The sequence below is a fragment of the Stenotrophomonas sp. YJH_SMC_58 genome (assembly GCF_059369635.1).
The window spans coordinates 88,668-115,064 of the sequence record NZ_JCAFSW010000009.1; the positions used below are offsets into that span (position 1 = coordinate 88,668).

General features: G+C 66.6%; 17 protein-coding genes, 1 tRNA gene and 1 other RNA gene. 12 read left to right on the forward strand and 7 right to left on the reverse strand.

The window, feature by feature from the left end; all coding sequences use genetic code 11:
- Window positions 1-188: 188 nt before the first annotated feature.
- Together AC5P68_RS13105 and gloB are read right to left on the reverse strand one after the other, a co-directional pair.
- Entirely contained in the window at window positions 189-1,388 is a 1,200-nt protein-coding gene (locus AC5P68_RS13105; RefSeq protein WP_043033713.1) for a lytic transglycosylase domain-containing protein, read from the reverse strand.
- Window positions 1,385-2,149: a hydroxyacylglutathione hydrolase gene (gene gloB, locus AC5P68_RS13110; RefSeq protein ID WP_005412427.1), complete on the reverse strand. Its 765-nt coding sequence runs from the start codon at window positions 2,147-2,149 to the stop codon at window positions 1,385-1,387. The genes AC5P68_RS13105 and gloB overlap by 4 nt, the downstream gene beginning before the upstream one ends.
- Window positions 2,150-2,160: 11 nt before the next feature.
- Here gloB and AC5P68_RS13115 point away from each other — a divergent pair, with 11 nt between their 5' ends.
- The 3 genes from AC5P68_RS13115 to dnaQ are packed head-to-tail and all read left to right on the forward strand — an operon-like array spanning window position 2,161 to window position 4,013.
- Entirely contained in the window at window positions 2,161-2,811 is a 651-nt protein-coding gene (locus tag AC5P68_RS13115; protein WP_049397081.1) for a class I SAM-dependent methyltransferase, read from the forward strand.
- Between the two features lie 13 nt (window positions 2,812-2,824).
- Entirely contained in the window at window positions 2,825-3,277 is a 453-nt protein-coding gene (rnhA, locus tag AC5P68_RS13120) for a ribonuclease HI (RefSeq protein WP_005408275.1), read from the forward strand.
- Between the two features lie 4 nt (window positions 3,278-3,281).
- Window positions 3,282-4,013 (forward strand): DNA polymerase III subunit epsilon, encoded by a 732-nt coding sequence (gene dnaQ, locus AC5P68_RS13125; protein WP_005408276.1) that lies wholly within the window; start codon window positions 3,282-3,284, stop codon window positions 4,011-4,013.
- A gap of 115 nt (window positions 4,014-4,128) precedes the next feature.
- On the opposite strand, the gene AC5P68_RS13130 is transcribed toward dnaQ, so the two are convergent.
- Window positions 4,129-4,833 (reverse strand): PP2C family protein-serine/threonine phosphatase, encoded by a 705-nt coding sequence (locus tag AC5P68_RS13130; RefSeq protein ID WP_005408277.1) that lies wholly within the window; start codon window positions 4,831-4,833, stop codon window positions 4,129-4,131.
- A 165-nt stretch (window positions 4,834-4,998) separates the two neighbouring features.
- Between AC5P68_RS13130 and AC5P68_RS13135 the strand changes: the two genes are divergently transcribed.
- Window positions 4,999-5,089: transfer RNA gene (locus AC5P68_RS13135), tRNA-Ser, on the forward strand.
- 407 nt (window positions 5,090-5,496) lie between these two features.
- Here AC5P68_RS13135 and AC5P68_RS13140 read toward each other — a convergent pair.
- Window positions 5,497-8,511 (reverse strand): autotransporter outer membrane beta-barrel domain-containing protein, encoded by a 3,015-nt coding sequence (locus tag AC5P68_RS13140; RefSeq protein WP_414498080.1) that lies wholly within the window; start codon window positions 8,509-8,511, stop codon window positions 5,497-5,499.
- A 290-nt stretch (window positions 8,512-8,801) separates the two neighbouring features.
- On the opposite strand from AC5P68_RS13140, the gene AC5P68_RS13145 reads away from it, so the two are divergent.
- The gene (locus AC5P68_RS13145) at window positions 8,802-9,206 is read left to right on the forward strand and encodes a DUF6165 family protein (protein ID WP_049402794.1); all 405 of its coding nucleotides are present in this window, start codon (window positions 8,802-8,804) and stop codon (window positions 9,204-9,206) included.
- A gap of 78 nt (window positions 9,207-9,284) precedes the next feature.
- Here the strand turns inward: AC5P68_RS13145 and AC5P68_RS13150 are convergent, their stop codons facing one another.
- Window positions 9,285-10,331 (reverse strand): glycosyltransferase family 9 protein, encoded by a 1,047-nt coding sequence (locus AC5P68_RS13150; protein WP_012479274.1) that lies wholly within the window; start codon window positions 10,329-10,331, stop codon window positions 9,285-9,287.
- A gap of 20 nt (window positions 10,332-10,351) precedes the next feature.
- Here AC5P68_RS13150 and AC5P68_RS13155 point away from each other — a divergent pair, with 20 nt between their 5' ends.
- Genes AC5P68_RS13155 through AC5P68_RS13165 form a run of 3 tightly spaced genes read left to right on the forward strand, consistent with a single transcriptional unit; the run spans window position 10,352 to window position 12,254 of the window.
- A complete protein-coding gene (locus tag AC5P68_RS13155; RefSeq protein ID WP_012479275.1) occupies window positions 10,352-11,101 on the forward strand; it encodes a 3-deoxy-D-manno-octulosonic acid kinase in 750 nt (249 codons plus the stop codon).
- Window positions 11,101-11,868 carry an MBL fold metallo-hydrolase gene (locus AC5P68_RS13160; protein WP_049402793.1) on the forward strand — a complete coding sequence of 256 codons (768 nt, stop codon included), beginning with the start codon at window positions 11,101-11,103 and terminating at the stop codon, window positions 11,866-11,868. Before AC5P68_RS13155 ends, AC5P68_RS13160 begins: the two co-directional genes overlap by 1 nt.
- On the forward strand, window positions 11,865-12,254 hold the full coding sequence (locus AC5P68_RS13165) for a nuclear transport factor 2 family protein (protein WP_049402792.1): 390 nt from the start codon (window positions 11,865-11,867) through the stop codon (window positions 12,252-12,254). The genes AC5P68_RS13160 and AC5P68_RS13165 overlap by 4 nt, the downstream gene beginning before the upstream one ends.
- 78 nt (window positions 12,255-12,332) lie before the next feature.
- Here AC5P68_RS13165 and ffs read toward each other — a convergent pair.
- An RNA gene (ffs, locus tag AC5P68_RS13170) (signal recognition particle sRNA small type) lies at window positions 12,333-12,429 on the reverse strand.
- A 300-nt stretch (window positions 12,430-12,729) separates the two neighbouring features.
- Between ffs and AC5P68_RS13175 the strand changes: the two genes are divergently transcribed.
- The gene (locus AC5P68_RS13175; protein ID WP_414498079.1) at window positions 12,730-13,047 is read left to right on the forward strand and encodes a DMT family transporter; all 318 of its coding nucleotides are present in this window, start codon (window positions 12,730-12,732) and stop codon (window positions 13,045-13,047) included.
- 359 nt (window positions 13,048-13,406) lie between these two features.
- Window positions 13,407-24,107 carry an autotransporter-associated beta strand repeat-containing protein gene (locus AC5P68_RS13180; RefSeq protein WP_495217023.1) on the forward strand — a complete coding sequence of 3,567 codons (10,701 nt, stop codon included), beginning with the start codon at window positions 13,407-13,409 and terminating at the stop codon, window positions 24,105-24,107.
- A 56-nt stretch (window positions 24,108-24,163) separates the two neighbouring features.
- On the opposite strand, the gene AC5P68_RS13185 is transcribed toward AC5P68_RS13180, so the two are convergent.
- The gene (locus AC5P68_RS13185; RefSeq protein WP_033835198.1) at window positions 24,164-24,607 is read right to left on the reverse strand and encodes a GNAT family N-acetyltransferase; all 444 of its coding nucleotides are present in this window, start codon (window positions 24,605-24,607) and stop codon (window positions 24,164-24,166) included.
- Between the two features lie 339 nt (window positions 24,608-24,946).
- Here AC5P68_RS13185 and AC5P68_RS13190 point away from each other — a divergent pair, with 339 nt between their 5' ends.
- Together AC5P68_RS13190 and AC5P68_RS13195 are read left to right on the forward strand one after the other, a co-directional pair.
- Window positions 24,947-25,357 carry a DUF3592 domain-containing protein gene (locus tag AC5P68_RS13190; protein WP_239498936.1) on the forward strand — a complete coding sequence of 137 codons (411 nt, stop codon included), beginning with the start codon at window positions 24,947-24,949 and terminating at the stop codon, window positions 25,355-25,357.
- Window positions 25,358-25,922: 565 nt separating this feature from the next.
- The gene (locus tag AC5P68_RS13195; RefSeq protein WP_495216741.1) at window positions 25,923-26,294 is read left to right on the forward strand and encodes a virulence factor; all 372 of its coding nucleotides are present in this window, start codon (window positions 25,923-25,925) and stop codon (window positions 26,292-26,294) included.
- Window positions 26,295-26,397 lie beyond the last annotated feature (103 nt).

The window sequence follows — 26,397 nt, forward strand, 5'->3', positions numbered from 1 at the left end:
AAGGCCCGGCAATGCCGGGCCTTTTTTTGTCTTCGCGTCGTTTGTGGCGCGCTTGGCCTCTGGTAGTGGTCGAGCTTGCTCGACCGCCTCTTGTAACGTCGAGCCGTGCTCGACTGCATCCGCTGGGCGCAGGCATGAAAAAGCCGAGCATGGGCTCGGCTCTATACGGGAGGCGCTTGGCCTGTGGGTCAATCCTCGACGCGCAGCACCGCGCCAGGCTTCAGCACACTGCTGCCGCTCAGGCCGTTCAGCGACAGCAGGGCCTTCACCGGCATGCCGTAGCGGCGGGCGATGGTCCAGGCCGACTCGCCATCACGCACGGTGTGGCGGCGGCTGCGCGGACGGTCGGCGATCGCGGCGACGGTTCTGGTGACCTGCGGCGTCGGTACAGCGGCCGCCACCGGTGCGGTGGTGGCGACCAGCGCGGTCGCTGCCTCCGCTACCGTCGCATTTGCGGCCGAGACCGGCGCCAGCACGCGGGTGGTACCAGAGGGGCGGCCACCGGAGGCCAGGGCCGGGTTGAGGCGGGCGATCCTGGCAGGGTCCAGGGCGCGCTGTGCGGCCCACTGCTGCACGCTGGTGCCCGCAGGCAGGGTGTGGTCCTTCAGCACCGGCACGGTGCGGTCCAGCGAGGCCATCACGCCAGGCTGGTCTTCCACGTCTTCCAGCACGCAGGCCAGGGCATGCAGCTTCTCGACGTAGGCATGGGTGACCGGCGACAGGCCGGGCAGCGCCGAAGGCTTGGCGTTCTGCGCGTTCATGCCAGCCTTGCGCATGGACTGCAGCACGCGGTACTCGCCGGCGTTGTAGGCCATCGTGGCCAGGCGCCAGTCGCCGCCGAACATGCCGTGCAGGGTCTTCAGGTAGCGCACTGCGGCCTGGGTCGAATCGACCGCCGACAGGCGGCCGTCATAGCCGTTGGTCATCGGCACGCGATGGTTGCGCGCGGTGGTGGCGATGAACTGCCACAGGCCGGTCGGGCCGCTGCCATTGCGGGCATTGGGCCGGTAGCCGCTTTCCACGAAGGGAATCAGCGCGAACTCGGTGGGCAGGTCGGCCTTGCGCAGCTCTTCGACCACGTAGCCGAACAGCACCAGCGCATCGTCATCCTGGTTGGCCAGGCGCGATGGGGCGTGGGCGAACTGCTTCTGCCAGCGCGGGCTGGTGGCCTCGGCGTCGCAGCTGGGTTCGGCCAGGCCGTCGCGGAAGCTGGTGAAGATCTCCTGGCCGTTACGCACCGAGGCTGCTGGCAGCGCGGACGGATCCAGCGGCAGGGCCGCGGCAGCGGTCAGGTTCTGGCTGATGCCGGCGCCCAGCGACTGTGCGCCCGCGGTTCCGGCCAGCCCCAGGGCAAGGCCCAGGGCCAGCGGCAGACTTCGGCGCATCATGCGCGGAAGCCGTCTTTCCAGTGCCGGAGACCGGCCATCACGTCGACGTCGTCAACGACGTCACGGCCCAGGTGTGCCGAGACCGACGCACGGATCGGCGCCGCGTGCACACGCAGGAAGGGATTGCAGTCGAATTCGTTGGCCAGGGTTACCGGCAGGGTGGAACGGTCATCGCGGCGCATGGCCAAAGCCTCCTCTTGGCGCTGCCACAGGGCAGCGTTGGCGGGGTCGACATGCCGCGCGAAGACGGCATTTGACACGGTGTACTCGTGGGCGCAACAAAGCAGCAGTTGCGCGGGCAAGGTACCCAGCTTGCGCATCGATGCCAGCAGCTGGGACGGCGTACCTTCGAACAGACGTCCACAGCCCAGGCTGAACAACGAATCTCCGCTGAAAAGATGTTCAGCAGTGTGAAACGCGATGTGGCTGCGGGTATGCCCGGGCACGGATAGTACGTGGAACGTCCGGCCCAGTGCCTGAACGCGTTCACCTTCGCCGACGCGTTCGGTGGCCGTGGGGATGCGCTCTTCGACCGGCGCGATGACCCGTACACCGGGAAAACGAGCCTGCAGTGCGGGCACGCCACCGATGTGGTCGTCGTGGTGGTGGGTGAGCAGGATCGTGTCCACGCGCAGGCCCTGATCGGCCAACGCGAGCACTGGCGCGGCATCGCCGGGGTCGACGACCACGGCAGTGCCATCGTCGGCGATCAGCGTCCAGATGTAGTTATCCGCAAATGCGGGCAGGGCAGTCAGTCGCATAGAATTGGACCATGCCCGCGCTGCAGAGCACCCGTCAAGCGAGCCAGACCCCGTGGTTCGACAGTGAGCCGGCGGCGGCGCTGCGCGTTCTGGAACGGCAGTTGCTGCTTCCGCAGCTGTCGGCGCTGCCCGCGCAGCCCTGGCTGTGGATCGCGCCGAGTGCGGCCTGGCTGGAGGATGCGCAGCTGGGTGGGCGTGGCCTGCGCCTGTACCGGCAGGGGTCGGGACCGGGCTATGACGGCGATACCCGCTGCGGGCTGCCCTTGCCCCTGGCCAACGAGAGCGTCAATGCGATCGTGCTGCAGCATGTCACCACCGGCGATGCCGACCTGCTGCTCGACGAGTGCGAGCGCGTACTGATGCCGGGCGGCCATTTGTGGCTGAGCAGCCTCAATCCGTTCAGCCCCTACCGCACGCACTGGCGGCAGCATGGGCTGGTGGTGCGCACGCCGCAGCGGATCCGCCTGCTGCTCGGCCGCCATGGCCTGGAGTGCGACGATATGCGCTACCTCGGCCCGCTCTGGCGCGGTGCCGGCAGCCGTCGCCCGGGGGGCTGGGCGCCATTGCGCGCGGCCTGCCTGTTCCATGCGGAGAAACGCACGCTGGCCCTGCCCGGGCCGAAACCGCTGCCGGTGCGCTGGCACGGCACCGTTGCTACCTGATTCTGGAGCTGTATTGAAAACCATCGAAATCCACACCGACGGATCCTGCCTCGGCAATCCCGGCCCCGGCGGCTGGGCTGCGTTGCTGCGCTACAAGGGCCACGAGCGCGAGCTCAGTGGCGGTGAAGCGCACACCACCAACAACCGGATGGAGCTGATGGCGGCCATTTCCGGGCTGGAGACGCTGACCGAGCCGTGCAACATCGTGCTCTACACCGACTCGCAGTACGTGCGGCAGGGCCTGACCCAGTGGATGCCCGGCTGGATCCGCAAGAACTGGAAGACCGCTGGCGGTGATCCGGTGAAGAACCGCGAGCTGTGGGAGCGCCTGCACGCGGCCACGCTGCGGCACCAGATCGACTGGCGTTGGGTGAAGGGCCACTCCGGCGACCCGGACAATGAGCGGGTGGATACCCTGGCCCGCAACGCGGCGATCCAGATCCGCGACGCCAGCCCGGTAAACTGAGCCCATGCGTCAGATCATCCTCGATACCGAAACCACCGGCCTGGAGTGGAAGAAGGGCAACCGCATCGTCGAAATCGGCTGCGTGGAGCTGTTCAAGCGCCGCCCGACCGGCAACAACTACCACCAGTACATCAAGCCGGACTGCGAGTTCGAACAGGGCGCGCAGGAAGTCACCGGCCTGACCCTGGAGTTCCTCGATGACAAACCTGAATTCGCGCAGATTGCCGATGAGTTCCTGGCGTTCATCGATGGCGCCGAGCTGATCATCCACAACGCGGCGTTCGACCTTGGCTTCCTCGACAACGAGTTGTCGCTGCTGGGGCCGCAGTACGGAAAGATCGCCGACCGCTGTACGGTGATCGATACCCTGGCGATGGCGCGTGAGCGCTTCCCGGGCCAGCGCAACTCGCTGGATGCGCTGTGCAAGCGGCTGGGCGTGGACAACTCGCACCGTGCGCTGCATGGCGGCCTGCTCGATGCGCAGATCCTTGGCGATGTCTATATCGCACTGACCTCGGGCCAGGAAGAGATCGGCTTCGGCCTGGGCGATGACGACGGCGGCGGTGCCGGCGCGGCGTTGCAGGCTTTCGATACCAGCAAGCTGCTGCCGCGTCCGCGCGTGGTGGCTACGCCGTCGGAACTGGAAGCGCACGCTGCGCGGCTGGAACGGCTGCGCAAGAAGGCCGGCCACGCACTGTGGGATGGCCCGAAGGTGGAAGAGCCCGCCAGCGCGTAATGCCTGGAATGAGGTAGTGCCGGCCGCTGGCCGGCATCGTCCTGATACGAGGTTCCCCGGGTGAGCCGGCCAGCGGCCGGCACTACCGCCTCCACGCATGGCGTGGCTCTACCGGTTAATGGCAGCGCACCAGGATCACGCTGATGTTGTCACGGCCACCGCCATCGAGTGCGGCGGCGACCAGCGTATCCACGCATTCCTGCGCGCTGGCATCTTCGAATGCCAGGGTGCGGGCGATGCCGCGGTCATCCACTTCCTCGGTGAGACCGTCGCTGCACAGCAGCAGCTGCATGCCCGGACGCAGCTCACCACTGGTGGTGGCCACGTTCAGGTGGGCTGGATCGGTCACGCCCAGTGCCTGGGTGACCACGTTGCGATGCGGATGCGCGCGGGCCTGTTCGGCGGTCAGGTTGCCCTGTGCGACCAGTTCCTGCACCACGCTGTGGTCCTGGCTGAGCTGCGCCAGCTGGCCGTCGCGCCACAGGTAGGCGCGGCTGTCGCCGACCCAGGCCACTTCATAGCGGTTGCCCTGCACACGCGCGGCGACCACGGTGGTGCCCATCGGCAACGTGTCGTTGCGCCGGCGCGAGGCGCGGATGATCTCTTCGTCGGCAGTGCGGATGGCCTGTGCCAGCGGTGCGCCGCGGCGGATCTCGCGCACGATGGTTTCGCGTGCCAGTGCACTGGCCACTTCGCCGCAGGCATGCCCGCCCATGCCGTCGGCCACCAGCCACAGGGCCAGCTCGCTGTCACCGTAGTAGGTGTCCTCGTTGAGCTCGCGGCGCATGCCGGGGTGGGTGAGGTGTCCGAATTCGATCATGGTAGGCAGGGCGGGGTATTGCCGGGGGAGACAGGCATCATCGGGTGGCCGCAGGCATCCGGCAAGGCATGCGCCCAGGAAATTTTCAGTTCGTTGGCCGTAATGACTTGTCGTCGGCCTCACTTCCTCGTATGATGCGCGTCCCCGGTCCGCCGGGGACCACCCGGAGAGGTGGCAGAGTGGTTGAATGTACCTGACTCGAAATCAGGCAGGCGTTTATAGCGCCTCGGGGGTTCGAATCCCCCCCTCTCCGCCAGATAAAAGAAAAGGGCTGCCGAAAGGCAGCCCTTTTCTTTTATCTGGCGCGGGACACGACGCGCGTTTCGCGCGCCGCCCCACACGTTGCGTGGCAACGCGTGGGCCCCTCCCTTTGCCTGCCTCTCCCCGCCCCTGTCGGGGCAGCCCCTCAACAGAGGGGCTTGCTTCTCCAGATGGTTCCGGGCGTAGATGCGGCATTGATGATTTCCTTGTCTCTGCGGGAATAGAAGAGGGCTGCCGAAAGGCAGCCCTTTTCTTTTATCTGGCGCGGGACACGACGCGCGTTTCGCGCGTCGCCCCACACGTTGCGCCGCTCGTTGCCCGCTGGGTGCATCCACGCACGGCGTGGAAGGCAAGGCCATTCGCACAGAGCGGGGACCGATGCCCTGTGCGAATGGCGTGTGCTCAGAACGTGTAGCCCAGCCCCAGCTGGATGCCGTTCTGGGTCTGGCCGTCGCGCCGCTCGCCCACGTAATCAACCATCACCGACAGGCGCTTGCTGGCACGGCTGGTCACGCCCAGGTTCCAGGCCAGGACCTGCTCACCGACGGGCTGGCTGCTGGCACTGAACAGCAGGTCCGGGGCGGCGGCGAAGCCGTTGCTGTAGCGGGCCTGGGTATCGCCCAGCTCCTTCTGCCAGACCACGCGGGCCCGCGGGGTGATGCGCTCGCCGTTGTTGCCGTCGAAGGTCTTGAACAACTGCAGGCCGGCGCCTACGCGGATGCTCTCCAGGCTGCCACTGCGGCCGATGAGTGCGGCTGCGTCCTGGCCTTCGTTGAAGTGCGTGGCCGAGGTGCGCATGTAGTCGATCACCGGCAGCAGCGGCTGTATCACCACGCCGTTGCCGGTGGTGAACGAGAACGCATGCTCCACGCGCGCAGAGATCGCGTCGTTGCTGTACTTCGCGCGCAGCGGTGCCTGCAGGCCCTCGATCCCCTCGATGCTGCGACGGGTGTCGTGGCGAAGATCGGTGTAGCGGACGGCGGCGGACAGGTAGCCACGTGAATAGAGCGCGTCCACGTAGCCGCCGATATCCAGCGCGCGGACATCGCCGCTGAATCCTGCACCTTCGCTGGACCGGGTCGACATGTCGGCCGCGGCAAGGCTCACGCCCAGTGTCACGCGGTCGTCTGCCAGACGGGTATCGGCACCAAGCGCGATGCCGCCGATGGTGTGGTTCAGGCCGGCGACGCCCGCACCACCCTCGATACGGCCATGGCTGCCGAACCCGCGCGCCCAGAAGCTGCGGTTGTGTCCGGCGTCGCCCGCATCACTGCCTGCATCTGCCGGTGCGACCAGGTGCATCGCCAGCTGGTTGAACAGGCGACTGCCGGTCGTTGCCGATTGCGCCGAGGCGGTCTGCGCGGCCTTTGCTGCCAGGCCGTCCGCATCGCCACCGCTGCGCGATGCTGCCTGGTGCTGCTGCACGACGTTGCCGATGCTGCCGACCAGTGCGGTATCGGCCAGGCGCAGGCTGGCATGCGCGTCGCCGCGCAATGCTCCCGCCTGGCGCGCGATGTCATCGCGGTCAGCGAACTGCAGGGCACCCAGCAGTCCGCTCATCGAGGAGGTGCGCTGCGCAGCGGCCTGTTGCAATGCGATGCCCAGACCGTCGCCGGATGCGGCGTTGCCGAACAGGCGTGTGTCGTCGAAGGAGGGATTGGCGGTCAGCCACAGGCCGCTGCCGGTCTGGTTGACGGTGAAGCTGAGCAGTGAATTGTGGCGAGGGCGGAATACGGCGCCGGGAGCGGTGAGGTCCACCGCGCTGCCGGCCTCGCCACTGCGCTCGACGTACTGGAAGCGCCCTTCGATGAAGTCCGACACCGGTGCTGCGCGGGTCAGGGTATCGGGCGTAGCGGTGCGGCACCACAGGCCAGCGTACTCACCGTTCGACGCGCTGCAGGGGGCGATGGGCAGCTGCAGGGCGCTGGCATCCACCTGGGTTCCCACCAGGTGGTTCTGCTGCCCGGCCGGGAAGAACGCCTGCTTGACGTCCAGCGTCAGCCTGGCGGCGGGGGCAATGCTCAGCACGGCGCGGTTGATGTTGCCGAACAGGTTGTAGTCCCCCGCCTGCCGGTCCTCATCGACCAGGAAGTAGCGGGCTTCTTCCAGCGTCAGTGCCGGTGCAGTGCGCTGGCTGTCGACCTGGAAGGCCAGGTTCGCACCGTCATTGAGGTTGATGTAGCGACCCTTGCCGATCCGGAAGCGCTCGCTGGTGAACACGTCGTCGCCACCCGGTGCGAGTGCTTCCAGCGAGTAGGGGCGCATGACGATGCCGGACGGCGCGAGCGTTCCGCCCTCGTTGATGTCGATCGTGGCATTCAATGAACCGTGCCCGGTCAGCACGCCGCCGCGTTCGATCACGGTCAGGCTGCGCAGTGCGCCCTGCTGCAGTTCGATGCGCCCGCCATTGCGGGCGCCGATGGCTTCGGCGTGGTGGATCCAGCCATTCTGCTGCAGGCGCAGGGTGCCGCCATCGGCGACCACATACTGGGCGGCGGAAGCGGTATCCAGCGACCAGACCCCGCCCTTGCCGATACGGATCACACCGAAGGCGTCGTCCAGCCGGATGTCCGGGGCCGACTGCTGGAAGTAGCGCAGGTTGGCCAGCGCATTGGTGTAGCGCCCGCGCACGGCCAGGTTCGGATTGAGGTCTCCGCTCACGTCCTTGTCGACGGAAAGCACGTCGCCGGTCTGGACGTAACCGGCTTCGGTGACGACGCGATCACTGTAGAAGGTCACACCGGGATACGCGGTGCAGTTGCCTGCCGCGCTCTGGTCGCGGGTCGGGCAGAAGCGCGTGGCCACGGCCGCCACGTTCGGGTCGAAGTAGCGCAGGAAGCCCGACTGCTGGGTCAGTTCATAGTGCGCCTGGACGATGCGCGCTTCGATGACCGCGAAGTCGGTCGGGCCGAACATGTCCCGGTAATACTTGATGTACTTGTCCTGCCCCGGGTAGGGGGTAGGACCGTTCGGGCCGGATTCGCCATGGATGCCCAGCACCGTCTGCGTGTAGTTGCCGTGCGCCGGCAGCAGGCCGAACTGCGTGACCTTGCGCTTCACGCCGGCAACGAAGGCGTCGGCGCAGGCCGAGTAGCAGCCGCCGTCCAGTACGGTATCCAGCCCGTGCTGGCGGATGATGGCACCCATGCCCACGCCACCGGAGGCGGCCCCGCCCGGCGAGTTGCGGAACACCACCTGGCGGAGCGGCGTACCCCGGGCCTGCGCGGCCAGGATGTAGGCCTCCAGCGTCTGCGGATCGGTCGCCAGTACATTGCCGGTGTAGTAGAGCGTGTCTCCATTCACGTGGAAGGCACTGGCATGGGCCTGCGGTGAGGCAGCGATGCCGAGAAGTGCTGCAACAAGGGCACTGCCGAGGACGGTGGCGCGACGGGTGGGGAGGGCGGGATATCGATGCATGCGGAGTTCCACGGAAAGGAGTGAAGTGCGGATGCCGCCCCTTTTTCGCTGCATGAACACGCTGATGCGGCGTGTTTTCAACACGTTGCAGCGTGGGCAGGGCGGGTCGCGCGCGCTCGGCCGTTGGACTGGCCGGGCGAGGAGGCGACAGGCCGCCTCTCCAGACCGCTAACGCAGCTGCGGGGGGATCTCCCCCAGTCATCGCGCTCGGCTGACCCTGCAGGCGCCGGGGCGCAGCGTTTGCGCCGCGCGGGTTACCATGTATGCATCACCTGCTGGAGCCTTCCCCCATGAGCGCTGAAATCCTTGTCCCCGTGTCCTTCGGCGAGCTGCTGGACAAGATCTCGATCCTGCAGATCAAGTCCGAGCGCATCAGCGACGAGGGCAAGCTGGCCAACGTGCGCAGGGAGCTGTCGGCGCTGGAGCAGACCTGGATGGCGCACCCGGCGGCGGTGAAGGACATCGCCAAGCTGCGTGCCGAGCTGAAGGCGGTCAACGAGCAGCTGTGGGACATCGAGGACGACATCCGCCTGAAGGAAAAGGCGCAGGCGTTCGACCAGGGCTTCGTCGACCTGGCGCGCAGCGTCTACCTGCGCAACGACGAGCGTGCGCGCATCAAGAAGGCGATCAACCTGGCGCTGGGCTCGGCGTACGTGGAAGAGAAGTCCTACCAGGATTACGCGCCGCGCGCGTAATCCCGGCGGCCAAAAGAGGGAGGTCCACGCCACGCGTGGATGAAACCGCTGGGCGCAGGCCAACGTTCGGCCGGCCAATCACCCCAGATGATCGGCCACGTAACGCTCGAAAGCCGCGATGCCGTCTTCGACAGTGATCAGTTCCATCACATCGTCGAACTCGATCTTGGTGCCCCATTTCAGATCGGCAGCCTGCTTGGCCAGGTACTTGCGTGCGGCGTCGTCGTAGCGGTCCACGCAGTAGCGGCGGTCCGAGTACGGTCCGCTGCGGTTCGGGTTGCTGGCCGCATGCAGGCCCAGCACCTTGGCGCCCATCGCGTTGGCGATGTGCATCGGGCCCGAGTCCGGAGTCATCACCAGGTTGGCACGGGCAAGCAGGGCAGGCAGCTGCTTCAAGGTGTCCTTCCCGACCAGGTCCAGCGCCGGCGTGAGCAGTTGTGCCTGGATGGCATCGGCCATGCTGCGCTCCAGTTCGCTGCGGCCACCGCACAGCACCACCTGCCAACCACGCTGCGCGGCGTGGTTGGCCACGGCTGCATAGCGGTCTGCATACCAGTTGCGGCGCACGTGGCTGGAACAGGGCGAGATCATCAGCACCGGGCGCCCATCGTCCTGCCATTGCGCGGCGGCCCAGTCATATGCGGACTGGGGCACGGCCAGGTCCCAGCTGACCTCGGTCTGGCGCAGGCCCAGCGGCTCGCAGAAGCTGCCGATGGCATCCAGCACATGGACGCCGGGGCGGTCGGGAATGCGCTCGTTGATGAAGAGCCCGTGCAGGTCCTTGGAACGGCTGCGGTCGTAGCCGATGCGTCGCTCGGCGGGAATGAACGCCGACAGCAGGTTGGCGCGGAACGCCACCTGCATCTGCAGCAGCGCTTCAAAACGCCCCGGTGGCAGCTGTTTGCGCAGCTCCTTGACCCCTGCCATGCCGCTCTTCTTGTCGTAGGCGTGGAAGGTGACGCCGGGCAGGCCATCGAGCAGTTTGTGGCCGACCTTGTCGATGATCCAGTGGATCGGCGTGTCCGGACGCGCAGCCTGCAGGGTGCGCACCAGGGGCACCACGTGGGTGACATCGCCGAGTGCGGACAGGCGCAGGAGGCACAAGGAGGAGGACGCTGATGCCATGTGTTGTTAGACTCAATGAAATGGTCGCATTCGACGCCAATGAAGCGCTGACGCCATGCCGCGAGGGTCGCGGCATCGGGGCCATTCTGTTCGACCGCGAGCGGCTGCGGCAAGCCGAGGTTGGCCTGTTCTCGCCCCAGCACTGGGGCAGCAAGGCCCGGCCGGTCGGCGAGGGCGGCCGCGGCAGCGCCTGGTTCATCGATGCGCCGTTCGGCGCCAGCGTGCTGCGCCACTACCTGCGCGGCGGCCTGGCAGCGAAGATCAGCCATGACCAGTACCTCTGGCGCGGGTCGGACCGGACCCGGAGCTTTGCCGAATTCCGCCTGATGCGCGCCCTGCGCGAGAAGAAGCTGCCGGTGCCCCGGCCGATCGCCGCGTACTACATGCGCGAAGGCCTGCGCTACCGGGCGGCAATCCTGATGGAGCGGATCGAGGGCGTGCGCTCGCTGGCCGACCGTGCGCTGGTCGCCGGACGGGGCGCGCCCTGGGAAGAGACCGGGCGGCTGATCGCCCGCTTCCACCGTGCCGGCCTGGACCATGCCGACCTCAACGCGCACAACATCCTGTTCGATGGCAACGGCCATGGCTGGCTGATCGACTTCGACCGCGGGGTGATCCGCATTCCGGCCACCGCCTGGCGCGAACGCAACCTCAAGCGCCTGCTGCGCTCGCTGATCAAGCTGCGCGGCGAGCGCAGCGTGGAGGACGTGCAGAAGGACTACGCGCGGCTGAGGCGCGCCTATGACATGGCCTGGAACCGGGGCACCTGATGGGCTGGTCGTTGCGTTTCCTCGGCGTCGGCAACGCGTCGGCGGTCGAGCTGGGGTCGCCGATGTCGGTGATCGAGCGGGACGGGCGGCCATGGCTGACGATCGACTGCGGCGGCGAAGGCCTGACCGCGTTCAAGGCGCACTACGGGCACATGCCGCAGGCACTGTTCGTCACCCATGTGCACCTGGATCACGTGGCCGGTTTCGAGCGGCTGTTCGTCGATACCTTCTTCAGCACGCAGCGCCGCGGCAAGGTGCGCCTGTATGTGCCTGCCACCGTGGTGCCGCTGCTGCACAAGCGCATCGGTGACTACCCGAACGTGCTGGCCGAGGGCGGTGCCAACTTCTGGGATGCCTTCCAGTTGATCGTGGTGGGCGAAGCGTTCTGGCACGAGGGCGTGCGCCTGGAAGTATTCCCGGTACGCCACCACTGGCCGGAGACGGCGTACGGCCTGCGCCTGCAGGGCGCGCTGACCTGGAGTGGTGATACCCGGCCGATTCCGGAGATGCTGGCCCGCTTCGCCAATGACAACGAACTGATCGCCCACGACTGCGGCCTGCACGGTAATCCGTCGCATACCGGTGTGGACGACCTGGAGCGCGAGTACAGCTCGGAACTGCAGGCGCGGATGATGCTCTACCACTACGCCAGCGTGGCTGATGGCGTGGCGCTGGCCGCGCGCGGCCACCGCGTGGCGCAGCCGGGGCAGTGCGTGGCGCTGGCGACCCCCACTGCACCGCACGTGCTGGCGCAGGATCCGCCGTGAGCGGTGCCGGCCAGCCCGCCGACGCGGCGCTGGCCGCCGGACTGGAGGTGCTGGAGCGCGCGCTGCATGCGCCTGCGGTGCGGGCCGATCCTGAGCGCCTTGACGCATTGCTGGACGAGGATTTCAGCGAGATCGGCAGTTCCGGGCAATGCTACGGCCGTGATGCAGCCTTGCAGGAGATCCCGTTGGAGCGCGCGCAGGTGCTGATCGAATCGGAACAGTACGCGGCGTGGTTGCTGGCCGACGGTCTGGCCCAGGTGCGTTATCGCAGCCGCCATTACCTCGACGGCCAGCCGCAAGGCTGGGTGCTGCGCAGCTCGCTGTGGCGCCGGCACGGGGATGGATGGCGCATGCTGTTCCACCAGGGCACGCCCGAGGCACGGTAGGACCGGGCCATGTCCGGCGAAGGGCGCCAACCAGGGTTGGCACCTGCCAGGGGCGGGGCGTCGCCGGAAAAGGCGATGGCCCCGCCGGCTGACCTCGGCGCCCGCGTCGATCGATACCGTTGCTGCCTTCCGGCCCTGGCGGGGTTTTCGACCTAGCGTCGCGAGGGGCCGACGGGGCCACCATAGAGACGTCGGCCGCCCGGAGGGCAGCCAGTTCACGGACCAGGGGAAGCAGCGCGCGATGCGCCAGAGACCACAGCCGGACTGCGCATCGGCTGGCCGATGGCAGACGCGTAGTCTAGCGCAGGCAGGTGCATCGACGCCAGCTTCACGCGCTGAATCCGCTGTAACCCGTTCCCGCCCATGGCGGCCCGGGCCACCCGCCGTTGCTAGAATGCCGGCCAGGAGGAACGGCCTCCCCCACATCGGGAATCAAAGACCAGGACGGCCTGGCCCTACCAAGAGGAGGGCCGTCATGGCCTGGATCTATCTGTTGTTCGCCGGCCTGCTGGAAATCGTCTGGGCCGTGTCCATGAAGCAGTCCGAAGGCTTCACCAAGCTCATCCCCACCGTGGTCACGATCGTCGGCATGATCGCCAGCTTCTGGTTGCTGGCGGTGGCCATGCGCAGCCTTCCGCTGGGCACCGCCTATACGATCTGGACCGGCATCGGCGCGGTCGGTGCGTTCGTGGTTGGCATCGTGTTCCTCGGCGAGCAGGTCAGCCCGATGCGGATCGGTGCAGCGGTGCTGATCGTTTCCGGCCTGGTGCTGATGAAACTCTCGAGCAGCTGAATGATTTACTTATGGCGGGGAAAGGAATCTCCGCTTCCAGCAGGTATATGCATTTTCGGCAAGACCATTTTGTCCGCCCGTTTTATTTGACGTACGTCATGAAAATAACGAGCGTGATTCACATGCCGCTGGCACCGGCGGTCGCACAGTGCCGCCATTCGTCGGGCGAAACCGGGGAGTTTTCGCCTTGAGGGACACGCTGTCGTACCTGTCACCGGGTGCGACCGCGTGAAGATGTGAAGATTTTCAGGAGTTAATGCCTTCAAACCTTGTTTCCGTATCGGGAGCCGGGGTGGGCCGCATTGTCTCCAAAAAAACCTGCCAGCTGTGCCATCCGGTCTTTTCATGGAGATTTACCGATGAACCGCATTTACCGTCTGGTTTTCAATCGTGCCCTTGGGGTAATGCAGGTTGCTTCGGAGGTCGCCCGGAATCCCGGCGGAAGCGCGGTCAGCGCAGGGCGGGTGCCGCGATTGCGGGCGCACCAGCTGGCGGTGGCTTTGGCCGCCACACTGGCCAGCGGATCGGCGTTTGCGGCCTGCACTACCGCAGGTACGACGGTGACCTGCGCCACCGGCTCCAATACCAATTCGCTGACCAACAGCATCAACGGCGTGACGCTGAATATCCAGACCGGCGCCGAGCTCAGCGTGCTGCCGGTCGTTGGCGGAAGTGCAGTGAATTTGAGTGGTAATGGCATCACCGTGAACAACCAGGGCACGGTCGATCCCACCATCAACGGTGGCCTGAGCCTGGCGGCGTCGGGCATGGTGCTGGGCAACAACACCGTCGGTGGAAACACCATCAACGTCAACAATCAGGCAGGCGGGGCGATCAAAGGCCTGGTCAACATCGGCTCCATCCTCGGTTTCGGCGGACAGGCGCTGGTGCTGCAGAATGCTTCCGGCGGTGTCAGCAACATCGTCAACGCCGGTAATGTGGACATGTCGATCTTTGGAGCAGGCCTGTTGACCACGGCCGATGCGGCATCGATCGTCAGCTACGGTGGTGCGCAGACCACTCTCGACAACACCGGCACCATTACCGGCCGCATAGGGTTCCAGGGTTCGGCCACGGCGGGAGCCGGCAATACCTTCCTCAACGCAGGAACCATCAACGGCAGTGTGAACCTGGGCAGTTCGGTCTCCGGCAACACCTTCACCGCCGTGTCTGGTTCCAGCGTCAATACCGCCGGTATCGGCGTGGCCGGGCAGGTCGGCGCGCTTGCGGTGAATCTGGCCGCGGCCGGTATCGTCGACGGTGGTTCGGCGTCCAACAACAGCCTGGTGCTGCAGAACAGCGCCACCGGCCCGGGCAGCGGTACCGGTGGGGCGGTGACCACGCTGGGCTGGAACCAGTACATCAACTTCCAGAGGCTCACCGTCAACAGCGGTACCTGGAACCTGCAGGGTGCGTGGGCTGGTGCAGGCACGACCACGCTCAATGATGGCCTGGTCAATTTCAATAATGCCGGTTCCTTCGGCACAGGGCTGTTCACCGCCAACGGCGGTGCCATCGCCGCCTCCACGGCCGGTCTGAATCTGGCCAACGCTTTCAGCCTTGGTGGCAATCTGTCACTGGCGGGGACCAATGCGTTCAGCCTGGGTGGCGTGCTATCCGGTACTGGCGGGCTGACGGTCAACAACACCGGCATCGTTACTCTCGGCGGCGCAAACCTGTTCTCCGGCGGCGTCAACCTCAATGCCGGCGGCCTGGTACTGGGGAATGCCGGTGCACTGGGCAGCGGCAACCTGACCGTGGGTGGCAGCGCTTCACTGGATACGACGTCGGGCTTCACCCTGGGCAACAATCTGGTGATCAATGGCGGGGGCTCGCTGAACCTGCTGGGCAGCAATGCGTTGTCATTGAACGGTTCGATCTCCGGTGCCGGCGACCTGACCAAGAACGGCGCCGGCACTCTCACCCTGAACGGCGCCAATGCGCTAACCGGCAGTTTCAACCTGGCCGGAGGCGCGTTGGCGCTGGGCGCGGGCGGCAGCCTGTCGCCCACCGGTGCGATCACGGTCGGCGTCGGTACCACCCTGGACCTGTCGGCGGCCGCCAACCAGACCATCGGTTCGCTTGCGGGCCTCGGCGGCTCGGTCAACCTGGGCAGCCACACGCTCACCCTCGCCGGGCTGGGCGATACCAGCTACAGCGGTACGTTCGCCGCAGGCACGGGTGGCCTGATCAAGCTGGGCACCGGCGTGCAGACCTTGTCGGGCGTGAACAACCTCAGTGGCGGCGTGGCACTCAACGCCGGTGGCCTGCTGCTGGGCAACGCTGCTGCGCTGGGCAGCGGTGCGCTCAGTGTCGGTGGCAACGTGACGCTCGATGGAACCACGGGGGCGCTTGCACTGGCCAACGCGGTCAACCTCGGGTCGGGCGCCAGCCTGAATCTGCTTGGCGGACAGGCGCTCACGTTCAACGGCGTGATCGGTGGCGGCGGTGGCTTGGTCAAGAGCGGTGCGTCGTCGCTGACGCTCAATGGCGCCAATACCTTCGACGGCGGCGTGGTGTTCAATGCCGGCAGCCTGGTGCTGGGCAACGGCGGTGCACTGGGAACCGGGGCGCTGAACGTCGGCGGTGCGGTATCGCTCGACGCCAGCGCCGGCCTCACCGTGGGCAATGGCATCACGCTTGGCGCCGGTGGTTCGCTCGATGTGCTGGGCTCGAATGCGCTGACGCTGGGCGGTGTCATCGGCGGGAGCGGCAGCCTGGTCAAGAACGGCGCCTCCACGCTGACGCTGGGCGGCGCGAACACGTTCACCGGTGGGCTGGCGGTGAATGCCGGAACGGTGTCATTGGCCAGTGGTGGCAGCCTGGCGGCGACCGGCGCGGTCAGCCTGGCCGGCGCGGGCAGCACACTGGATATCTCGCTGGGGGGCAACCAGACCATCGGTGCGTTGTCCGGCGTGGCTGGCAGCACCCTGGCGCTGGGCAGCAGCACGCTGACCTTCGGTGATGCCACCACCCAGACCTTCGCCGGCGTGATCGGCGGCACCGGTGGCCTGATCAAGCAGGGCACCGGCGTGCAGACGCTGACCAGCGCCAGCACCTTCAGCGGTGGGGTGAATCTTGCCGCCGGTGGCCTGGTGCTGGGCAACGCCGGTGCGCTGGGAAGCGGTGCGCTGACCGTAAGTGGCAACGGTTCGCTGGACGCCACTGCTGCGCTGAACCTGGGCAATGCGATCAACCTCGGCGCGGCGTTGACCCTGCCGGGCAGCCAGAACCTGACCCTGGCCGGCAACATCACCGGCACCGGCAGCCTGGTCAAGAATGGCGCGTCGACATTGACCTTGAACGGTACCAACACCTTCAGCGGTGGACTCAACGCAAACGCGGGCAGCCTGCTGCTGGGCAACAGCGGCGCGCTCGGTACGGGAGTATTGGGCATTGGCGGTAGCGTCTCGCTCGATGGCGGCGCCCCGCTGAACCTGGTCAACAATGTGTCCCTGGGCGCGGGTGCCGCGCTGTCGCTGCCGGGCTCGCAGGCGATCACGCTGGGTGGCGTGGTGTCCGGTGCCGGCAGGCTGGTGAAGAACGGTGCCAGCACGTTGACCCTCAACGGCGCCAACAGCTTCGGTGGTGGGCTGACCGCCAACGGCGGCGGCGTGTTCTTGGGGAACACCGGCGCATTGGGCACCGGTGCACTGTCGGTGGGTGCCAATACCACGCTGGACAGTTCGGTAGCGTTGAACCTCGCCAACAACCTCAACCTCGGGGCAGGCGCGGCGCTGGATCTGCTGGGCAGCCAGAACGTGTCGCTGGGCGGTCTCATCAGCGGCACTGGCAGCCTGGTCAAGAATGGTACGGCCACGCTGGCGTTGAATGGACCCAATACGTTCAGCGGAGGGGTCGGCCTCAACGCAGGCCTGTTGCAGCTGGGCAATGCACAGGCACTGGGTACCGGCCAGCTGGACGTAGGCGGTAGCGCTTCGCTGGATGCGACGACAGCGATTGCGGTGGGCAACACAATCGGCCTTGCCGCCGGTGCCAACCTCTCCGTGATGGGCAGCAATGACCTGACGCTCACCGGTCCGGTATTCGGTGCTGGCGGGCTGATCAAGGACGGTGCCACGCGTCTCACGCTGTCCGGCGCCAACGTCTACACCGGTGGCACCACCATCAACGCCGGCACGCTGGCGCTGGGGGCAGGCGGCAGTCTTGCCGCGGCCGGTGCGGTGGATCTTGCTGGTGCCGGTGCGACGCTGGACATCTCCGCAGCCGGTGCAGCGCAGACCATCGGCGCGTTGAACGGCGTGGCGGGCAGCCAACTTGCACTGGGCGCGCAATCGCTGACCTTTGGCGGCGCCAGCAATGGCAGCTTTGCCGGCGTGATCGGCGGCACCGGTGGCCTGGTCAAGTCCGGTGCAGGCGTGCAGACGCTGTCCGGTGCCAATACCTTCAGTGGTGGCCTTGCGCTCAATGCGGGTGGCCTGATTCTCGGCAACGCCAGCGCGCTTGGTACGGGTGCGCTCGGTATTGGCGGCACCACCACGCTCGACAGCACCGTGGCGCTGAACCTGGCCAATGCGGTGAACTTCGGTGCCGGTACACAGCTGACGCTGGGTGGCAGCAATGATGTCACCCTCGGTGGCGTGGTGGCCGGCAATGGCAGCCTGATCAAGAATGGTGCGGGCCTGCTGACCCTCAACAACACCAATACCTTTGGTGGCGGCCTGACTCTGAATGGCGGCGGCCTGGTGGTTGGCGCGAATGGTGCGCTCGGTACCGGCGCGCTGGCGGTCAATGCCAGCACCACGCTGGATGCGGGCGCTGCAGTGACACTGGGCAATGCGGTCACGCTGGGTTCGGGCGTCGCACTGACGTTGCCCGGCAGCAATGCGCTGACACTGTCGGGCGTGGTCGGCGGCAATGGCAGCCTGGTCAAGAATGGCGGCACCACGCTGACGCTGTCCGGTGCCAATACCTACACTGGCGGTACCACGATCAGCGCCGGCACGCTGGCGCTGGGCACGGGCGGCAGCCTTGCCGCAGCGGGTGATGTCACGTTGGGTGCAGGCGCTGGCTTCGATATCTCCGGTGCCGGCAGCAGCCAGACCATCGGCGCGCTCAATGGTGCTGGTGGAAGCACGCTGGCGCTGGGCGGCAATTCGTTGACCTTCGGTACGGCCGGCAACGCCGCGTTCGACGGCGTGATCAGTGGCAGCGGCGGGCTGATCAAGGTAGGCGCGGGCGTACAGACGCTGTCCGCGGCCAACACCTTTGGCGGCGGCGTGACGCTCAACGCGGGCGGACTGGTGCTTGGCAATGATGCGGCGTTGGGCGCGGGTGCATTGACCGTCGGTGGTGCTGCCACGCTGGATACCACCGGCCTGGCAGCGCTGACCAACAACATCGCGCTCAACGCCGGGCTGACCGTGCTCGGGACCAATGCGCTGACGCTCAACGGCGTCCTGTCCGGGGCCGGCAGCCTCACCAAGAATGGCAGCGCGACGCTGACCCTGAATGGCATCAACACCTATACCGGTGGCACCAACATCAACGCCGGCACGCTGGCGCTGGGGGCCGGTGCCAGCCTGGCGGCGAGCGGTACCGTCAATCTCGCCACCGGCGCCACGCTGGATCTGTCTGCCGGCAGTGGCACGCAGCAGTTCGGTACGCTGGTCGGCAACGGTACGGTGAACCTCGGTGCCAACTCGATCGAAGTGGGCGGCGCCACCGATGGCACCTTCAGTGGCTCGATCGCAGGCACCGGTGGCCTGACCAAGGTCGGTGCCGGCATCGAGACGCTGACCGGTGCCAACACCTACACCGGCGGCACGTTCATCAACGCCGGTACCCTGGCGATCGGCCCCGGCGGCAGTCTGGCCGCGACCGGTGCGGTGACGCTCACTGCGGCAGGCACAGGCTTCGATATCTCCACTGCCGGCGCCAACCAGACCCTCGGGGCGTTGAACGGCGTGGCGGGTTCGACGGTGAGCCTGGGGGCACAGACACTGACCCTGGGCGGCGTTGGCAACAGCATCTTCGATGGCGCGATCTCCGGCACCGGCGGCCTGGTCAAGAATGGCGCCGGCATCCTCACGCTGGGCGGCGCCAATCTGTTCAGCGGTGGCGTTGCACTCAACGGCGGTGGCCTGGTGGTCGGCAACAACGCTGCGCTCGGCAGCGGTGCGTTGACGGTCGGAAGCAACGCAACGCTGGATGCATCGACCGGTGCCAGCCTGGCCAACAACATCAGCCTGGCAGCGGGTGCCAATCTTGATCTGCTCGGCAGCCAGTCGCTGGCACTGGGCGGTGTGATCTCGGGTACAGGCGGGTTGATCAAGGACGGTGCGGCCACGGTAACCCTGAGCGGTGCCAACACCTACACCGGTGGTACCACCATCAACAGCGGCACGCTGGCGATCGGTGCCGGTGGCAGCCTCGCCGCAACCGGCGCGGTGAACCTGGCCGGCACCGGTACGCTCGACATCTCCGCGGGCAACCAGGCCATCGGTTCGCTGGCCGGCGTGGCCGGCAGCACGGTGGCGCTGGGCGGCAGCACGCTGACCCTGGGCGGCACGGTGGACAGCACCTTCAACGGTGTGATCGGCGGCAGTGGTGGCCTGATCAAGAACGGCGCGGGCGTGCAGACGCTCAATGGCGCCAACACCTTCGGCGGTGGCGTGGCGCTCAACGCCGGTGGCCTGGTGGTCGGCAACAATGCTGCGCTGGGTACCGGTACGGTGACGGTCGGAGGCGCTGCCACGCTCGATTCGAATACTGCGGCCATCCTTGCCAACAACTTCGTCCTCAACAACGCGTTGACCGTCCTCGGCGGCAACAACCTCACCCTCAACGGCATCCTCAGTGGTACCGGTTCACTGACCAAGGAGGGTGCCGCGACGCTGACCTTGAATGGTGCCAACACCTATACCGGCGGTACTTTCATCAACGCCGGCACTCTGGCACTGGGTGCTGGCGCCAGCCTGGCCTCCACAGGCACCGTCAACCTGGCCACGGGGGCGACCTTCGATCTGTCAGCAGGCAGCGGCACGCAGCAGTTCGGTACCCTGATCGGCAGCGGTACAGTGAATCTGGGCGCCAACACGCTGACGATCGGAGGCCCTGTCAATGGCACCTTCAGTGGTTCGGTGGCCGGCTCCGGTGGCCTGATCAAGGAAGGTGCGGGCACCCAGACGTTGACCGGCACCAACACCTTCACCGGTGGCACCACCATCAACGCCGGCACGCTGGCGATCGGTGCCGGCGGCAGCCTCGCGGCGACTGGTGCGGTGAACCTGGCCAATGCCGGTACCGCCTTTGACATCAGCGCAGGTGGTGCGCAGGCGATCGGTTCGCTGGCAGGCGTGGCGGGTTCGACAGTGGCGCTGGGCGGCAACACGCTGACCCTCAATGGCGTGGGCAATACCACGTTCGCCGGCACCATCGGAGGAGCCGGTGGCCTGGTAAAGAACGGTGCTGGCATCCAGGGCTTGACGGGCGTAAACGTCTTCACGGGCGGCGTGACCCTCAATGCCGGTGGCCTGCTGCTGGGCAACGGCGGTTCGCTGGGCATCGGCGCGCTGACCGTAGGCGGCAACGCCAGCCTGGATGGCACCAGTGCGCTGACGCTGGCCAACACCGTGCAGCTGGCCAGCGGCACGCTGACTCTGGCCGGCAGCAACGCGCTGACCTTGAACGGACCGATCAGCGGTGCCGGTGGCTTGCTGAAGGATGGCGCGGCGACGGTCACCCTGGGCGGTGCCAGCAGCTATACCGGCACCACCACCATCAACAGCGGCACGCTGGCGGTAGCAGCCGGCGGCAGCCTGTCCGGTGCCAGCACGGTGAACCTGGCCGGCACCGGTACGCTGGACATCAGTGCCGGTGGCAACCAGAGCATCGGTGGCCTGGCCGGCGTGGCCGGCAGCACGGTGGCGCTGGGAGGCGCAACGCTGACTACCGGCGGCAACAACGCCAGCACCGTGTTCGCTGGCGTCCTCAGTGGCACCGGCGGCCTGGTGCAGGGAGGTACCGGTACGCTGACCCTGAGCGGCGACAACACCTATACCGGCGGTACCACCATCAACGGTGGCAGCACGCTGCAGATCGGCAACGGTGGCAGCACCGGTTCGGTGCTGGGCGACATCACCAACAATGGCAGCCTGGTCTACAACCTCGGCACCACGGCAGCCGTGGGCGGTGTGGTCAGCGGCAGTGGCAGCCTGACCCAGGCCGGCAGCGGTACGCTGGTGCTGACCGGCAACAACACCTACACCGGCGGTACCACCATCAATGCCGGTGGCACATTGCAGGTCGGCAACGGCGGTGCAACCGGCGCGATCGTCGGTGACATCACCAACAACGGTGCGCTGGTATCCAACGTGGCCGGCAACACCACGCTCGGTGGCACCATCAGCGGTAGTGGCGGCCTGACCCAGGCCGGCAGCGGCGTGCTGGTGCTGACCGGCAACAACACCTATACCGGCGGCACCACCGTCAATGCCGGTGGCACCCTGCAGGTGGGCAATGGCGGTGCGACCGGTGCGATCACCGGCAACGTTGCCAACAACGGCAGCCTGGTATTCAACGTGGGCGGCAACACCACGGTCGGTGGCGCCATCAGCGGCAGCGGTGGCCTGACCCAGGCCGGCAGCGGCGTGCTGACCCTGGTCGGCAACAACACCTATACCGGTGGCACCACGATCAATGCCGGCGGTACGCTGCAGGTCGGCAACGGCGGGGTAACCGGCGCCATCGCTGGAGACATCACCAACAATGGCGCGTTGATCTCCAGCGTGGCCGGCAACACGCAGCTGGGCGGCACCATCAGCGGCAGCGGCGGCCTGACCCAGGCCGGCAGCGGCACTCTGACCGTGACTGGCAACAACACCTACACCGGGCCGACCACGATCAATGCAGGCGGCACGCTGCAGGTCGGCAACGGCGGTGCGACCGGCGCGATCGGTGGCAACGTCACCAACAACGGCAACCTGGTGTTCAACGTGGCCGGCAATACCACGGTCGGTGGCTCCATCAGCGGCAGCGGTGGCCTGACCCAGGCCGGCAGCGGCACGTTGATCCTGGGCGGCAACAACACCTATACCGGTGGCACCACCATCAACACCGGCGGCACGTTGCAGGTCGGCAATGGCGGCGCCAGCGGCGCGATCGCCGGCAACGTCAGCAACAACGGCAGCCTGGTGTTCAACGTGGGCGGCAACACCACCGTCGGAGGCACCATCAGCGGCAGTGGTGGCCTGACCCAGGCCGGCACCGGAACGGTCACCCTGACCGGCAACAACACCTACACCGGCGGCACCACCATCAATGCCGGCGGCACCGTGCAGGTCGGCAATGGCGGCGCCAGCGGCTCGATCACCGGCAACATCACCAACAACGGTGGCCTGGTCATCAACACCGGCGGCACCACCACGCTGGGCGGCACCATCAGCGGTGGTGGCAGCATCGTGCAGGCAGGCCCGGGCGGCCTGAACCTGGGCGGCAACAGCGGCGGCTTCAGCGGCACCGGCCAGGTCACCGGCGGTGGCCTGAATGTCACCGGCAACATCGGTGGCCAGTGGACCATCGGCAGCGGTACCACGCTGTCCGGTACCGGGACCATCGGTGGCACGGGTGGCGGCGTGACGGTGTCCAGCGGCGGCGTGCTGTCGCCGGGCAATGGCCCGGGCAACGGCAGTGGTGCGGGCAATGGCACCGGCACGATCACGGTGGGCGGTAACCTGACGTTGTCGCCGGGCAGCACGCTGGGCGTCGATCTGGGTGCCACCGGCAGCGATACGGTACAGGTGGGCGGCAGCGCCAACGTGGGTGGCAGCATCGTCAAGGTGAATACCATCTCGCCGAACACCAGCTACCAGCAGGGCCAGCAGTACACCGTGATCAACGCGGGTGGTGGCGTCAGCGGGCAGTTCGCTTCGGCGACCTCGCCGTCGGCCTTCCTGACCATCACCCCGGTCTATACCGCCAACACGGCCAACCTGCAGATCGACGTAGCGCAGACCGCGGCATTCACCACGGCGGCGAAGACGCGCAACCAGTACAACACCGCTGCAGCGCTGGACAGCCTGCCGCAGAGTGGTCCGGCACTGGGCCTGTACAACACGCTGCTGATGTATGACGCGGGTACCGCGCGTGCGGCGTTCGACCAGTTGTCCGGCGAGGTACATGCGGCCAGCCGTGCGGTGCTGCTGTACGACAACTATCTGGAAGAGGGCATCCGCCAGCGTCTCGGCAGCGAACTGCCGACCGTGCGTGGCGAGCGTGCCTCGGCCTGGCTGGCCGGCAGCGGCAAGGTGTTCCGCCAGGACAGTGACGGCAACGGCGACGACATCCGCTCCAACCGCAATGCACTGATGGCGGGCGTGGACTGGCAGCTGGGCGAACACGTGGTGCTGGGTGCGGCCGCAGGCAACGAGCAGCTGGATACGCGTCTGTACGATCGCAGCTCGCGGGCCCGCCTGCGCGGCAACACGTTCGGCCTGTATGCGCAGGGCCAGTGGAACAACGGCTTTGCGGTCGGTGGCAGCGTATCGCGCGGTGACTACCGCACGCGTACCACGCGTGAGGTGCCGCTGCTGGGCCAGACCCTGTACAGCCGCCAGGATTCGGATGTGACCATCGCGCAGGTGGAGGGCAGCTGGACCTGGACCCATGGCAGGACCCAACTGCAGCCGTATGTGCAGTTCACCAGGCACTGGGTCGACAGCGATCGTGCGGTGGAGCAGGGCGGCACGGCTGCGCTGGTGCTGGAAGGCGGCAAGGACACGCTCAATGTCAGCACCGTGGGCGTGCGCGGCCGTTGGGATGTGGGCAGCGGCGAGCGCTTCCCGGCGCAGCTGACGGTTGGCCTGGGCTGGCAGCATGCATCGGGTGATACCGATGTGGCCAGCCGCAACCGCTTCGCGGTGGGCGGCAATGCCTTCGACGTCTACAGCGCGGTGATGGCACGCAATGCGCTGGTCAGTCAGGTGGGCGTGGCGGTGGGCCTCGGCCGCAACAGCCAGCTGTCGATGTTCGTGCAGGGCCAGCACGGCGATGGCCGCCGCGACGTGGGCGGGCAGATCAACCTGCGTGTGGGCTTCTGAGGAGAGTGGGGCGACGTTGGATCCACGCCTGCGTGGATCCAGGGCGGTGCGGAGGGCTAGACCCTCCGCTCCATCTCCACGGCATCGATCCCGGCGCCGTGGCCATTGGAAACGATCCGCGTCACCTGGAAGCCCAGGCCAGCATAGAAGCCCTGGGTGTGCTGGCTGGTACTGAGCGTGATGCGCTTGATCGAGGGATCCGCTTCGGCCTGGCGCAGGCGTGCCAGCGCCAGTTCCCGGCCCAGTCCATGCCGGTGCAGCGCGCGCTGTACCATGCCCCAGCAGAAACCGGCACTGCCGTCGCCGCGTCGCGACAGGCCGCCGCACGCCACGATGCTGCCATCTCGCTCGATGACCTGGAATGCACAGTCCATGGCCTGTTCTTGCAGGAAGCGCTCAAAGTCGCTGCGCTCTTCGGGCGCGAAGTAGGTGGGCACGTTGCTGTCGAAAATCGACAGGCAGGCGCTGGCATCGGCGGGGCGGTAGAGGCGGAGGTTCATGGAAAATGCCTTGGCGTTGCCCGGGCGCATTTCAACCGTCCAGACGTTGTCCTTCTCGAGGGGGGTATCGCACGACGAGGCCGCAGGGGCGCCGAAGTGCTCCAAGGTACATGGAGCGGAGTCGATCTTCTCACGGATGATTTCGCCCACTTCGAATGACTGTGCGGAACACAGGCGCCTGCACCAGGCGGGTGCGTCAGTGGCGAGGCGCATGCGGCCGCGATGGCATGCAGCGGGGCGCGGCGGCTCCTGGGCTATGCTTTCGACACGTGGGACTGACCGCGCGGCAGGATCCGCCGGCCCCATTCGTCTTCCTGCCTGCAACGGAGCTGCCCAGCGATGCCCGACCCTTCTCTTTCCCGGACTGCCCAGGTCATGCGCGGTCTGCTGTTTGGCGCGGTGGGGCTGTTGATCCTTGCCGTGGCCGCCTTCGAAGTGACGCATCGCCTTGAGTTCCTGCAGATCGCGCAGGCCGTCGATGGCCAGGTCGAGCGCCTGAACGCGGGCGGATCGCATCCGCAGATTGCGTTCACCACCGCGACCGGCCAACGCGTCTCTTACCCGCAGGGTGGCATGATCTTCGGCTATGAGCCTGGACAGCCGGTACGCGTGCTGTACGATCCGGCGCAACCGCGCCTGGACCCGGTCCTGGACACGTTCGGTGCGCTGTGGGGAATGACGGTCGTGTGGATGCTGCTGGGGCTGGCGTTCGTCGGCGCCTGCGTGCGGGGACTGCTCCGGCGCAGGTGACTCGCAGCGGATCGCGCGCTGTCGGCGGGCGGACCGTTGGACCTGCCCCTGGCGGCAGGGCCTGTTCAGTTCGGTAGTATCTGCCGCGCTTCCCGCCAGCCAAATAAAAAAGCCGCCCAGTGGGCGGCTTCTTCATTTATCTGGCGGAGAGAGGGGGATTGTCGGGTGCATCCCTGCACCCGATCCCGATGCGCGTTGCGCCCCGGGACCAGCCTGCGGCTGTCCGGTTCTGCTCCTGCAGAACCGTCGAACCCCGGCGGGGCGTCTCACCACCCATCCCATCCGCCAGCCAAATAAAAAAGCCGCCCAGTGGGCGGCTTCTTCATTTATCTGGCGGAGAGAGGGGGATCGGATCGACTCGAACCTAACCCCTTGACCCTGCAACAGATCGCAAACCGGACATGTGTCCTATGTTGTGTCCTGAGATGCTAGCAGTTAGCAAGGTGACAGAGGAGGATCGACTACTAGTGCCCAGCTGAACGCTTGGAGCTATGATATTTGCACCTACTTGCGCCTTGCCAGCATCTTGTTACAATGTCAAGTGTAATCTCAAATGGGGATCCTCATGGGCCGCTATGATCCAGTTATACATCGGCTCGCCGAAGAGGCGGCCAAGGAATCTTTAACTCAATCTCTGCCTAAGGATGCGAGCAGGATGTATGCGATTGCTTTTGATTTGGACCAAAAAGCGCTTCAGGCTAACTACCATGTTGCCTCATACCAGAATGCGTATGCCGATATCGGTCGCGTTTTGGTAGCAAAGGGTTTCAACAGGCAGCAAGGCAGTGTGTATTTTGGTGGTCCTACTGTGACGGCTGTCAGCTGTGTTCTGGCTGCGCAAGCCCTTAGTGCGGCCTTCCCTTGGTTTAAGCCCTCTGTCACCGACATTCGGATGCTTCGCATCGAAGAGTTCAACGATCTCTTCCCTGCGCTTTAAGGGATGGCGTAACGTAAGATGACAAAAAAGCCCGGTTTTCCCGGGCTTTTTTGTGAGTGGCGTATAGGCTGATTGCGAGCTTGGGTGTTTATTTCTGGCCATA

What these genes read in the sequence shown, in the direction of transcription:
- AC5P68_RS13105 (WP_043033713.1), bottom strand. Translation starts at nt 1,388, where the DNA reads ATGATGCGCCGAAGTCTGCCGCTGGCCCTGGGCCTTGCCCTGGGGCTG.
- gloB (WP_005412427.1), bottom strand. Translation starts at nt 2,149, where the DNA reads ATGCGACTGACTGCCCTGCCCGCATTTGCGGATAACTACATCTGGACG.
- AC5P68_RS13115 (WP_049397081.1), top strand. Translation starts at nt 2,161, where the DNA reads ATGCCCGCGCTGCAGAGCACCCGTCAAGCGAGCCAGACCCCGTGGTTC.
- dnaQ (WP_005408276.1), top strand. Translation starts at nt 3,282, where the DNA reads ATGCGTCAGATCATCCTCGATACCGAAACCACCGGCCTGGAGTGGAAG.
- AC5P68_RS13130 (WP_005408277.1), bottom strand. Translation starts at nt 4,833, where the DNA reads ATGATCGAATTCGGACACCTCACCCACCCCGGCATGCGCCGCGAGCTC.
- AC5P68_RS13140 (WP_414498080.1), bottom strand. Translation starts at nt 8,511, where the DNA reads ATGCATCGATATCCCGCCCTCCCCACCCGTCGCGCCACCGTCCTCGGC.
- AC5P68_RS13145 (WP_049402794.1), top strand. Translation starts at nt 8,802, where the DNA reads ATGAGCGCTGAAATCCTTGTCCCCGTGTCCTTCGGCGAGCTGCTGGAC.
- AC5P68_RS13150 (WP_012479274.1), bottom strand. Translation starts at nt 10,331, where the DNA reads ATGGCATCAGCGTCCTCCTCCTTGTGCCTCCTGCGCCTGTCCGCACTC.
- AC5P68_RS13155 (WP_012479275.1), top strand. Translation starts at nt 10,352, where the DNA reads ATGGTCGCATTCGACGCCAATGAAGCGCTGACGCCATGCCGCGAGGGT.
- AC5P68_RS13160 (WP_049402793.1), top strand. Translation starts at nt 11,101, where the DNA reads ATGGGCTGGTCGTTGCGTTTCCTCGGCGTCGGCAACGCGTCGGCGGTC.
- AC5P68_RS13175 (WP_414498079.1), top strand. Translation starts at nt 12,730, where the DNA reads ATGGCCTGGATCTATCTGTTGTTCGCCGGCCTGCTGGAAATCGTCTGG.
- AC5P68_RS13180 (WP_495217023.1), top strand. Translation starts at nt 13,407, where the DNA reads ATGAACCGCATTTACCGTCTGGTTTTCAATCGTGCCCTTGGGGTAATG.
- AC5P68_RS13185 (WP_033835198.1), bottom strand. Translation starts at nt 24,607, where the DNA reads ATGAACCTCCGCCTCTACCGCCCCGCCGATGCCAGCGCCTGCCTGTCG.
- AC5P68_RS13190 (WP_239498936.1), top strand. Translation starts at nt 24,947, where the DNA reads ATGCCCGACCCTTCTCTTTCCCGGACTGCCCAGGTCATGCGCGGTCTG.
- AC5P68_RS13195 (WP_495216741.1), top strand. Translation starts at nt 25,923, where the DNA reads ATGGGCCGCTATGATCCAGTTATACATCGGCTCGCCGAAGAGGCGGCC.